The organism is Streptomyces sp. NBC_01233 (assembly GCF_035989305.1).
In the GTDB taxonomy this organism is placed as follows: domain Bacteria; phylum Actinomycetota; class Actinomycetes; order Streptomycetales; family Streptomycetaceae; genus Streptomyces.
In genome coordinates, this window is the sequence record NZ_CP108514.1 from 8,761,264 (window position 1) to 8,773,254 (window position 11,991).

Genomic DNA, 11,991 nt, shown 5'->3' on the forward strand with positions numbered 1-11,991 from the left:
AAGAGTTTTGACAAAGACTCCTGGTGGATCGTCAGTTGCCTTGAATTTCAAGGGACTTCAGGTGTCAGGAGGTGCGATGTCCGGTCCTTGGTCCGTCCGTTGCCGCGCGCCGACCTGTTGACCGACGCGCCATGTTCGCGCAAACATGGCGGCGGTCGGGAAGACGCCCGGGCCGCACCGTGCGAGAGGAACTGCACCATGGCGAAGGACGGACAGCGGCCACGCAGGCCCCGTTCCCCGGCCGCGGATCGCCCCAGGCCCCCGTCGATGGCGGACGTCGCGGCCATGGCGGGAGTCTCGGCGCAGACCGTCTCCCGCGTGGTCAACGCGACGGCCCACGTCGACGAGGCCACCCGCGACCGCGTCGTCCGGGCCGTCCGCATGCTCGGGTACCGCCCCAACACCGCCGCCCGGGCGCTGGCCACCGGCAAGTTCCGGATGATCGGCGTCATCAGCTTCGACCTCAAGGCCCACGGGAACGCGCGCACCCTGGAGTCGATCGTCTCCGCCGTGCAGTCCACCGAGTACTCGGTCAACGTCGTCGTCCCGCAGGCGCAGACCCAGGAGGCGGTGCTGGAGGCGTTCCGGAGGCTGAGCGGTCATGCCGTCGACGGGGTCATCGTCAACGAGGCGCAGATCCTCACCGGTTCCCTGATGCTCCCCTGGGGGCTTCCGGTCGTGGTCGTCGACGGCGGCGAGGACCACCGCTACCCCGGCGTCCACACCGACCACGCGGCCGGAGCGGAGATCGCCGTGACCCACCTGCTGGGACTCGGCCACACCACGGTGTGGCACCTGGCCGGCCCCCAGGACTCCCACCCCGCGCGCCGCCGCGCCGAGGCGTGGCAGCGCGTGCTCCGGGCGGCGGGCGCCCCGGTCCCGCCGGCCGTCCACGGCGACTGGAGTGCCGGGAGCGGCTACCGGGCGGGCCGGGAACTCGCCGGCCGGCCGGAAGTCACCGCGGTGTTCGCCGCCAATGACCAGATGGCGCTCGGCCTGGTCCGGGCGCTGCGCGAGGCGGGGCGCTCGGTCCCGGAGGACGTGAGCGTGGTCGGCTTCGACAACATCGTCGAATCCGGCTACTTCCTCCCCCCGTTGACCACCGTGGACCAGGACCTCACCCGGGTCGGCGCGGCCTGCGTGGACCGGCTCCTGAGCCAGATCGAGGGCGATGCGTCGACGGACTCGTCCATCGTGTCGGTCATGCCGACCCTCGTGGAGCGCGCCAGCACGGCGCCGCCACGCGTCTGAGCCCGGACCGGCGCGTCCTCCACGAGGACGCATTACGTCCCGAAGCACCTGAAGGGGTAAGGAAGATGAACTCTCCGGCACACGACCGTGCCCGGACCCTCGGCACACGGCTGGGCGGTCTCGGATTCGGCGGCGACTACAACCCCGAACAGTGGGACGAGGCCACCCGCGCCGAGGACCTGCGCCTGATGAACCAGGCGGGCGTCAACCTCGTCAACCTCGCCATCTTCGCCTGGGCCCGCGTCGAACCCTCCCGCGACGCCTACGACTTCCGGTTCTTCGACACCGTCATGGACGACCTGGCGGCCCACGGCATCACCGCCGACCTGGCCACCATGACCGCCTCGCCACCCCCCTGGCTCGCCACCGAGCACCCCGAGATCCTGCCGGTCACCGCCTCCGGAGGCGTCCTGTCCCCGGGGGGCCGCCAGCACTTCTGCCCCTCCAGCCCGGTCTTCCGCGACCGGGCCGTCCGCCTGGTCGAAGCCGTCGCCACGCACTACCGCGACCATCCGGCGCTGGGTCTGTGGCACGTCGGCAACGAGTACGGGATCCATGTCGCCGAATGCTTCTGCGACACCTCCGCCGCAGACTTCCGACGCTGGCTCGCGGCCCGGTACGGCGAGGTCGACGCGCTCAACGAGGCCTGGTCCACCGACTTCTGGTCGCAGCGCTACACCTCCTTCGACCAGATCCTGCCCCCGCGCAGCGCACCCACCTACCCCAACCCATCCCAGCAGCTCGACTTCAAGCGGTTCAGCAGCGACGCGCTGCGCACGTGCTTCACCCTCGAACGCGACGTGCTGCGCCGCATCACCCCCGACACCCCGGTGACCACGAACTTCCTCGCCGGACACAAGGCGGTCGACGTCCACGCGTGGGCGCCCGAGATGGACGTCCTCGCCCTCGACAGCTACCCGGACCCCCACGGGGACGCGGCGCACATCGGCGCGGCGCTGTCGTACGACCTCCTGCGCGGCGCCGCCGGCGGGAAGCCGTGGCTGCTGACCGAACAGGCCCCGTCCGCCGTCAACTGGCGGGGCCGCAACGGGGGCAAGAGCCCCGGCCGGATGCGCCTGTGGAGCTGGCAGGCCGTCGCCCAGGGCGCCGACGCCGTCATGTACTTCCAGTGGAGGCAGTCCCGCGGCGGCGCCGAGAAGTTCCACTCCGGGATGGTCCCGCACGCGGGGCCCGCGACCCGGGTGCACGCCGAAGTGCGCGAGCTGGGCCGCGAACTGGCCCTGGTGCCCGAGCTGGCCGGCACGCTCGTCCGCAACGAGGTCGCGATCGTCTTCGACTGGGACAACTGGTGGGCGCTCGAACTCGACTCGCATCCCTCGGACGCCGTGCGCTGCCTCGACCGCGTCCTCGACCACTATGCGCCCCTGTTCGAGGCGGGCGTCGGCATCGACGTCGTCCATCCGTGCGCCGACCTCTCGCCGTACAAGCTGCTCGTGCTGCCCGGCCACTACCTGCTGTCGGCCGAGAACGCCGCGCGGATCAACACGTTCGCGGCGGAGGGCGGATCCCTGCTCGCCTCCTTCTTCACCGGGATCGTCGACGAGCACGACCGCCTGCATCCGGGCGGCCGTCCCGCCGCGCTGGACGACGTGCTGGGCGTACGGGTCGAGGAGTTCTGGCCGGCCGCAGCGGACGAGGCGGTCCCTCTTCGCGCTCCGGAAGCAGACGCCCCGGCCGCTCCCGCGGCGCCGCCGCCGGCCTCGCTGTGGCGCGAGGACGTGAAGCTCACCGGCGCCCGTCCCGAACTCTTCTTCGCCGGACCCGACTGGGACGACGACCGCCCGGCGGTCACGGTGCACGCCCATGGCCGGGGGACCGCCCGCTACGTCGCGACCCGCCCCGACCCCGACACGATGCGGGCCCTCGTCGACCGCTCACTGGCCGAAGCGGGGGTCGCGCCCGTGCTGCCCGGCCTGCCCGCCGGCATCCAGGCGACGATCCGGCACGGCGCCGATCACGACGTCCTCATCCTGCTCAACCACACCGAGCACGAGCAGGAGGTGGCGCTGCCGGCCGACCGCCGGGACCTGCTCGACGCCCACCGGCCCCTCGTCCGCCGCGTGACCCTCGCACCGCGGGGCGTCGCCGTCCTCGGCAGCGGCGGCAACTGAGCGAACCACCGCGTCACCGATCCACCGCTCCACCCCGCACGTCCCACCCCCCAGGCACTCGGAGGACACTGTGAGAAGAGCCCTGCTACCGTCGGTGCTCGCCGCGGCGCTCGCGCTCGGCGCGCTAGGCGCCTCCCCGACCGCCGCGTCCCCGACGAACGCGACGGACGCGGCTCCCACGACTTCGGCCGCGTTGGCCGACTCCTGGACCGCGCCCCTCAGCACCCGCGGCCGCTACGTCGTCGACGCGGGCGGCAACCGCTTCAAGCTCAAGTCCGCGAACTGGCACGGGGCCCAGGGATCGTGGAGCGGCTCGGGCGACATCAACGACCCGGCCGGCCATCACGACGGCGAGAAGGCCGACCAGATGCCGCTCGGCCTGGACCGCGCGCCGATCGCGCGGATCCTCGCCGGATTCCACGAACTCGGCATCAACAGCATCCGGCTGCCGTTCTCGAACGAGATGCTGCACGACCAGCGCCCGGTCTCCGATGCCTCGGTCGCCGCCAACCCGAGTCTGCGCGGCAAGACTCCGCTCCAGGTCTTCGACGCCGTCATCGCGGCCACCACGGCCGAGGGCTTCGCGGTGATCCTCAACAACCACACCATCACCTCACGCTTCTGCTGCGGTCTGGACGGCAACGAGCGCTGGAACACCAGCCAGTCCACCGCGCAGTGGGAGAACGACTGGATCGCCCTCGCCCGACGCTACAAGGACAACAAGCGCGTCGTCGGCGCCGACCTCTACAACGAGGTCCGCCGCACCGTCACCGACGACGCCAACTGGAACTGGGGCAACGACCACGACTGGTGGGCCGCGTCCCAGCGCCTGGGGGACCGGCTCCTCACCGAGGCCAACCCCGACCTCCTGGTGATCGTCGAAGGCATCAACTGGCAGGGCATCCCGGCCGACGGGCTGCCCCACTGGCGCCCCACGCTCGAACCGGTACGCACCCTCTCGCACACCCTCGTCGCCTCGAACAAGCTGGTGTACGCGGCGCACTTCTACGGTTACACCGGGCCGAACCACACCGGAGCCACGGGCATGGGCGAGACCCACGACCCGCGCTACCAGGAACTCTCCCGTGAAGAGCTCTTCGCCACCTTGCAGCGCCAGGCGTTCTACGTCACGTCCGAATCGGGCAGCCACTTCACCGCACCCCTGTGGATCAGCGAGTTCGGCATCGGCAGCGACGAGACCAACCCGCAGGCACGCGCATGGTTCGGCAATTTCGTAGACCACCTGATCGCCAATGACACCGACTTCGCCTACTGGCCCCTGGTCGGCTGGGCCGGGCACGGCACCTGGTCCATCCTCAACTTCGATGCGGCGGGCCGCCGTTCCGGCCTCCTGGACGGTGGCGACTGGCGCGCCACCGACTGGAACCGGCTGATCGCCTCGCCGCAGAAGAGCGGCCAGGTCGCCGTCTCCGACACGTGGGACATGCTCAACCTCGACCACGCCGACGCGGTCCAGTCGCTGCGCGTACGCACCCTCGGGGACTGGGACGCGGGAGCCCGCAAGGGGACCTGCCCCGACGGACAGCGCCTCGTCGGCCTCGCCCACCGTGACGGGCGCGGGCTGTGCACCGATTCCGGGGCCCCCGGCCTGGCGGCCACCGGCCCCGCGCCGGCGGTGGTGAGCGACGAACGCCACGTACAGCAAGGGGATTGGGCGGGCGGCTACACCAAGTACCAGTGCGGGCCCGACCAGTTCGTGACCGGCTACAGCGTGCGCGGCCAGGCGGTCTCCGCAGTCCTGTGCGCCCGGGCGGGCCGGACCCTCGGGACCAACGGCCGTACCGTCTGGTTCGACCGGGGTGACAACCGGCCGGCCGGACGCCCGGGCGGAGAGTTCGCCTACGGCAACTACAAGGGGCAGTGCGGCACGGACGAGTACGCCGCGGGCATCGCCTTCACCGGGGCGTGGGCCAAGGGCAAGACGCCGGACGCCCTGCTGTGCCGCAAGCTGTGACCCCCGTCGCCTGACGGTCCCGGCGGGCCGCTCGCCCCTCCGACTCGGCGTGCGCGCCGCGGTCCCCGGACCTGATGGTCTCCGGACCGCGGCGCGTCGGCGGAAACCTCCACCGGCTCACACGACGACCACCGCGCGTCAGGTGTTGCTCCGGGTGCGGGATACCGCCGCCCCTTACGGTGGGTTCCGTGACGGACCATGCGGCGGACGCGGCGGACGCGGTGGACACGGAGATGGCCGCGGCTCAGCTCAAGGAACGGCTCTACGCGACGATCACCATGATCTCCGTCGTCATCGGGCTCGCCGGCAGCAGCCACGTGACCGTCCTCGGAGCCGCGGCGACGATCGCGACCGCCTCGGTGGGCCTGTGGCTGGCCGCGCTCGTCGCCGACCAGCAGGCCCATCGCGTGACGCACGGAGCCCTCGCACGGGGACGGGAACTGCGCGCGATGCTCTACGTCAGCAGCCCGCTGCTGCTGTCCGCGGTGGGCCCGCTCGTTCTGCTCGGAGTCTCGGCACTGGGAGCGATGGGCCTGGAGACGGCGCTTCTCGTTGCGGCCGGGGTCAACGTCGCCACCTTGTTCGCGTGGGGGTGTTACGGAGGGATCCGGATGGGCGGCGGGACGGCCTTCGCGCTGCTCGCCGGCGGGATCGACGCGGCGATCGGGACAGCGGTCGCCGTGGTCAAGGCTGCAGCCGGGCACTGACACCACCGGGGGGTGCCGGCCGGTGCGGCGTCTTCGCCTCCGGGAGGAAGTGACGGCCGCCGACGACACGAGGCGGGCGGCGGGCGGCGGACGGCGCGCAGGGCCTGCAGGTCCTCCAGGGGGTTGCCGGCATCGACGCGGTCGGCCACGCGCACCTCAGCCCGGGACGGCCTCGGCCCAGCCGCGGTTGACGGTCTCCCTGGCCTTCTCCGTCTGCCCCTCCGTCGGAAACACCGGCGTGCCCTCGACCGTCGGCAGTTTCTCCGCGGCGGCCTTGTCGAGGGTGCCGTCCTCCTCCATGGCGTCCAAGAGGACGGGACGCGCATAGGCGCCGAGCCGGATGTTCTGGCCTTCCGGGCTGAAGACGTACTCCTGCCACAGGCGTGCCGCCGCGGGGTGCGGGGCGTCCTTGTTCACCCCGTTCGCGTAGTACTCGGCGAAGCTGCCGTCGAAGGGGATGGCGGTCCGCCAGTCGACGTCCGCGCCCTTCTCGCGGAATTCGTCGGCGTATCCGAGGTTGAGGAAGTCCCAGTCGATACTGATCGGGGTCTGGCCCTTCACGATCGTGTCCGGTGAGGATCCGACCGGGTTGAAGTTGCCGTTCTTGCTGAGCTCGGCGAAGAAGTCGATACCGGGCTGGATGTTGTCGAAGGAGCCCCCGTTCGCCAGGGCCGCCGCGTACACGCCGGCGAAGGCGGAGCCGGACTTGGTGGGGTCGCCGTTGAGGGAGACCTGGCCCTTGTACTCGGGCTTGCGCAGATCGGCGAAGGTCGAGGGGCAGGTCTTCACGCGCTTGGCGTCACAGCCGATCGAGATGTAGCCGCCGTAGTTGTTGTACCAGCGGGCGTTCGGGTCCTTCTGCTCCTCGGGGATCTGGCCGAACGCGGCGACCTTGTACGGAGCGAGCAGACCCTGCCGCGCCGCGGACTGCGCGAACGAGCCACCCACGTCGATCACGTCGGGGGCGCGGCCTTCGGGCCTGTGCTCCTTCAGGGCGTTGATCTCGTCCTGGCTGGTACCTTCCGGGTTCTCCACCGTGACCTTGATCCCGTACTTCTTCTCGAAGCCGTCGATCAGTGCGCCGTAATTGGCCCAGTCGCGGGGGAGCGCGATCGTGTTGAGCGAGCCCTCCTTCTTCGCGGCCGCGGTCAGTGCCGCCATGCCGCCGGCGTCCGCGGCGGAGGTGGCCACCGCGGGTCCGCTGGGCGCGGCGACGGGCTTGTCCCCGCAGGCGCCGAGGGGCGCGGCCGAGAGGGCCAGGAAGGCGGCGACGAAGGCTGTCCGGAGACGGGGTGCGGGCACGAAGGCTCCATAACGGCGGTCGGTACCGATCGAGGCCAGCGTACGTTCGGCGGCCTCCGCGGCGCAGTCCCGGACGGTGGTGTCCGACGTCTTCCTTGCGGCCGTCGTACCGGCGCGTCCTCAGAACCCCTCGTCGTCCCACCCGGCCAGGAGCGCCTCCCCGAGGTCCATCGCGGCCGGTGCGGCCCCGTTGTGGAGCGCCTGCTCGCTCCAGATGATCTTGCCGCGGGCGGTGTAGCGGGTGCCCCAGCGCTCGGCGAACTGCGCGACGAGTAACAGACCGCGGCCGCCCTCGTCGGTGTCCGCGGCCCGGCGCAGGTGCGGGGAGGTGCTGGACCCGTCGGAGACCTCGCAGACCAGGCAGCGGTCGTACAGCAGCCTCACCCGGATGGGCTCGGTGCCGTAGCGGATGGCGTTGGTCATGAGCTCGCTGAGGATGAGTTCCGTGGTGAACGCGATGTCCTCCAGGCCCCAGTCGGCCAGTCGGCGGGCACACGCGTTGCGCACCGGGGACACCGCCGCAGGTTCGGGGGACAGGTCCCACTCGGCGATCCGCGCCGGGTCCAGCAGGCGGGTGCGGGCCACCAGCAGCGCGACGTCGTCGCTGGGCCTGGTGGGCAGCATCGCGTCGATCACCGCGGTGCAGGTTTCCTCCGGATCGCGGTCGGGCCCGGACAGGGCGGCGCGCAGCGCGGCCAGGCCGGCGTCCGGATCGCGGTCGCGGTTCTCGATCAGCCCGTCGGTGAAGAGCGCCAGCCGGGACCCCTCGGGCAGGGTCAGCGTCATGGTCTCCATGGGCAGACCCGCGCCCAGGCCCAGCGGCGGGGAGACCGGTACCTCGGGGAACGACACGGTTCCATCGGGGTCGATCAGGGCGGGGCCGGGATGCCCGGCGGTGGCGGCGGTCACCTGCCCGGAGACGGGATCGTAGATGGCGCACAGGCAGGTGGCTCCGGTGATCCCCTGCCACTCCTGCTCGTCGGCGTCGATGTGGGCGACCAGCTCGTCCAGGTGGCTCAGGAGTTCGTCCGGCGGCAGGTCGAGGGTGGAGAAGTTGTACACGGCGGTGCGCAGGCGGCCCATGGTGGCGGCGGCGTGGAGGCCGTGGCCGACGACGTCGCCGACCACCAGGGCCACCCGGGTGCCGGGCAGCGGGATGACGTCGAACCAGTCACCGCCCACCCCGGCCTGCGCGGCCAGATAGCGGTGCGCGACTTCGACGGCGGACTGCTCCGGTACGCCCCGGGGCAGCAGGCTGCGCTGCAGGGTGACGGCCATGGTGTGCTCGCGGGTGTAGCGGCGGGCATTGTCGACGGCCACGGCCGCCCGGGCGGTCAGCTCCTCGGCGAAGGACACGTCCTCCTCGTCGAAGGCCGGGGAGTCCTGCCCCCGCCAGTAGCCGGCCATCCCCAGCACCACGCCCCGGGCCCGCAGGGGCACGACGATCAGGGAGTGGATGCCGCGGTCCAGGATCTGCAGGGCGTTGGCCTGGTGCTGGGCCCGCCACCGATGGGTCAGGCGCAGGTCGGCCTCCAGGACCGCGTGGCCGCCGGCCAGCCCGGCGGCCATGGGACCGGTGGGAGCGAACCGGATCAGCTCGCCGACGGGAGTGAGCGGGTGGTCGCCCTGAAGGCCGACGACGGCGGTGCGGCGCATCTCGGCGTTCGCTTCGGGCGGCTCCTCGCCGCGCAGCACCGGGTCCAGCAGGTCGACCGTGACCACGTCGGCGAAGCGCGGGACCGCCACCTCCGCCAGCTCTTGCGCGGTGCGCTCCACGTTCAGCGTCGTTCCGACCTCCACCCCCGCGTCGTAGAGCAACTTCAGGCGCTCCCGGGCCACCTCGGCCCTGCCGGAGAGCGCCCGCAGCTCGGTGGTGTCCCGCAGGGTGACGACGGTCCCGGCCTGACCGTACGGGGCGGTGGGCCGGATGTTCACCGCCAGCAGCCGATCGGCCGCCATGTGCAGTTCGTCGGTCGCGGAACGGCCCGATGCGATCAGCTCGGCGATCGCCTCCTCCAGCCCCAGGCCGGTGACGGGGAGACCTTCCGCGTCCGCCGGCAGATCGAGCAGCCGCCGCGCCTCGTCATTGGCGAGCAGCAGCCGTCCGCCGTCGCCGACGATCAGTACGCCCTCGCGCACCGCGTGCAGCACCGCGTCGTGGTGCTCGTACATGCGCGTCATCTCGGCCGGTCCCAGGCCATGGGTCCGGCGCAGCAGTCTGCGGCTCACCAGCGCGGTTCCGCCCGCGGACAGGGCGAGCACCGCGGCCGCACTGCCGAGCACGACCGGCAGCTGCCGGTTCACCATGCCCTGGACGTTCTGGACCGTGACCGGCGAGGCGACGACGGCGATGACCCGTCCGCCGGGGTCCTTGACGGGGACGACCGAGACCACGGACTGGCCCAGGGACCCCTCGAACGTCTCGGTGAAGGACTTGCCGGCCGCCGCCTTGGAGAAGGGGCCGACGACGTGCCTCCCGATCTGCCGCGGGTTGCTGTGGGTGAGGGTGACCCCGTCGAGGCTGTACACGTTGATGCCGTCCACTCCGGCGATCTTCCGGGCCGCCTCGGCGCTCGGCTGCAGCAGCGCGCTCGGATCGGGGCTGCGCAGGGCCGCGACGATTCCCGGGGATTCCGCGAACGTTCCGGCGGCCGCGAGCGTGCGGTGCCGGGCGTCCAGCATGGCGGCGCTCCGGGCCTGCACCACGAGCGCCGCCACCGCCGCGGCGACGAGGAGCACCACGACGGCCAGCTGCAGGAGGAACACCTCGCCGGCCACACTGCGCACGCTCAGCAGGGAGGACAGACGCTGCGGCCGCCGCGCCCTTCCCTTGCGGGGTCGGACGCGCTCCTGATGGAGGTCGGTCATACTCCATCTTCTAACCTCTCTGGGCCGTCGGCAGCGGGGAGCGACCGCCGGCCCGCTGCGCCGCCCCCGTGCCGGGTGGGGAGGGTGCCGGGGTGGGCGGCCACGGCGGGGTCCTGGAGCGCATACAGGAAGCGCATACAGGAATGGCGGCAGAGCGATCGGGGTCCTTCGCCGGCGCATCACACGACGGGCTCAACCGAACGCGCAGACCTGCGGCCCGACGTGTCCAATGTCCGGGAAGCGGCCTTTCGCCTCAGTCGTCCCCAGGGAGTGCTATGAGTCTGCCGTCCGAGCCGCCCGCCGGGGCGCCCGCACCGGGTCGGACAGCGGGTTCGCGTCCGCGGAGGATCGTGACGAGCACCGTTTCGGCCGTGCTGATCACGCTCACGTGCATCCTCGTCCCGGTGTCCCTGCTCACCGTGTGGGTGCACGACATCGTGCTGGACACCGACCGGTACGTGTCCACGGTCTCCCCGCTCGCCTCGAACCCGGACGTCGAGGCCGCCGCCGTCCACCGCATCACCGAGGCGGCCGACGTCCGCGTCGACGGCGCCCAGGTCACGTCCGACCTGGCGAAATGGCTGGAATCGCAGGGGCTGCCACCCCGTGTCGGCGCGGCCGTCAAGGCTCTGGGTCCCCAGCTGGACTCGGCCGCCGATGCGGCCGTCTCCAAGGTGGCGACCCGGTTCGTCGAGAGCGACCGGTTCGAGAAGGTCTGGACCACCGCCAACCGGGCCGCCCACAACGCGGTGGTGCACGCGCTCACCGGTGAGGGCCGAGGCGCGGTCGAGGTCGAGGGCGGCACCGTCACCCTCGACCTCGGCACCGCCGTGGAGAACGTCAAGGAGGACCTCGTGAAGGCCGGCATCTCCCCGGCCGAGAAGATTCCCGAGGTCGACAAGCAGATGGTGCTCTTCCAGTCCGACGAACTGGAGAAGATCAGGAGCCTGGTCCACCTCCTCGACGTCCTCGGCAACTGGCTGCCCGTACTCACCGTGGTCCTCGGGGCGGCCGGAGTCCTGCTCGCCCGGCGCCGGCGCCGGGCCCTGGTGACCACCATGCTGTGCGCGGCCGCCGCCTGCCTCCTCGTCGGCATCGGTCTGGTCATCGCACGCCGCTACTACCTCGACCACCTCCCGGAGCAGGTCCAGTCGCCCGCGGCGGCCGCGGCGATCTTCGACACGCTCGTGCGGTTCCTGAGGGTCAGCATCCGCACCGCGATCGTCCTCGGCATCGTCGTCGCCCTCGGCGCCTACCTCTCCGGTGCCGGCCGGCTGCCGCGCGGCGTGCGCGGTACGGCGGAGCGCGCGGCCGACTCCGCCGCGGGCTGGGGAGCCGCCCACGGAGTGCACACCGGGCGCGCCGGTGCCTGGGTCCAGGCCCACCGACGCTGGCTCACCACCGGCGTGCTGCTCGTTCTCGCGCTGGTGTTCGCGCTGTGGAACCACCCGACCGTGCTCACGGTCCTGCTGCTGGTGCTCATCCTGCTGGCGGTGCTGGCCGTACTCGCACTGCTGGCGGCCGGCGGCCGGCGCGGTGACGGGGCCGGCGCCCACAGCGGGCACGGGCCCGCAGGGGACCGCTAGCCGTTCCGCCCGCGTGGCGGTCCTCGGGGAGGGACCCGAGAATGAGATGGCCGGAAAGGGATCTACACGACGCCGCCCGCAGCGCGGTGGGAAGGCACGGCAATCCATCCCGGGGGGCGTTGCGGGACGGTCCGGTTCCCGCAACGCCGTAGAAACGCAGGTGATCACGC

At 72.0% G+C, this 11,991-nt stretch carries 7 protein-coding genes; 5 read left to right on the forward strand and 2 right to left on the reverse strand.

Features of this window, described 5'->3' with window-relative positions; translation table 11 throughout:
* The first annotated feature begins 267 nt into the window (after positions 1-267).
* The 4 genes from OG332_RS40810 to OG332_RS40825 all read left to right on the forward strand — a co-directional run bounded on the left by OG332_RS40810 (position 268) and on the right by OG332_RS40825 (position 6,065).
* Entirely contained in the window at positions 268-1,251 is a 984-nt protein-coding gene (locus tag OG332_RS40810) for a LacI family DNA-binding transcriptional regulator (protein ID WP_327418175.1), read from the forward strand.
* 65 nt (positions 1,252-1,316) lie between these two features.
* Positions 1,317-3,383, forward strand: coding sequence for a beta-galactosidase (locus OG332_RS40815; protein ID WP_327418176.1), 2,067 nt, complete (start codon positions 1,317-1,319; stop codon positions 3,381-3,383).
* A 70-nt stretch (positions 3,384-3,453) separates the two neighbouring features.
* Positions 3,454-5,358 carry a glycoside hydrolase family 5 protein gene (locus OG332_RS40820; RefSeq protein WP_327418177.1) on the forward strand — a complete coding sequence of 635 codons (1,905 nt, stop codon included), beginning with the start codon at positions 3,454-3,456 and terminating at the stop codon, positions 5,356-5,358.
* Between the two features lie 188 nt (positions 5,359-5,546).
* The gene (locus OG332_RS40825; protein WP_327418178.1) at positions 5,547-6,065 is read left to right on the forward strand and encodes a hypothetical protein; all 519 of its coding nucleotides are present in this window, start codon (positions 5,547-5,549) and stop codon (positions 6,063-6,065) included.
* A gap of 156 nt (positions 6,066-6,221) precedes the next feature.
* On the opposite strand, the gene OG332_RS40830 is transcribed toward OG332_RS40825, so the two are convergent.
* Together OG332_RS40830 and OG332_RS40835 are read right to left on the reverse strand one after the other, a co-directional pair.
* Positions 6,222-7,367 carry an ABC transporter substrate-binding protein gene (locus tag OG332_RS40830; protein WP_327418179.1) on the reverse strand — a complete coding sequence of 382 codons (1,146 nt, stop codon included), beginning with the start codon at positions 7,365-7,367 and terminating at the stop codon, positions 6,222-6,224.
* A gap of 120 nt (positions 7,368-7,487) precedes the next feature.
* On the reverse strand, positions 7,488-10,235 hold the full coding sequence (locus tag OG332_RS40835) for a SpoIIE family protein phosphatase (RefSeq protein ID WP_327418180.1): 2,748 nt from the start codon (positions 10,233-10,235) through the stop codon (positions 7,488-7,490).
* 350 nt (positions 10,236-10,585) lie between these two features.
* Here OG332_RS40835 and OG332_RS40840 point away from each other — a divergent pair, with 350 nt between their 5' ends.
* Positions 10,586-11,821, forward strand: coding sequence for a hypothetical protein (locus OG332_RS40840; protein ID WP_327418181.1), 1,236 nt, complete (start codon positions 10,586-10,588; stop codon positions 11,819-11,821).
* Positions 11,822-11,991 lie beyond the last annotated feature (170 nt).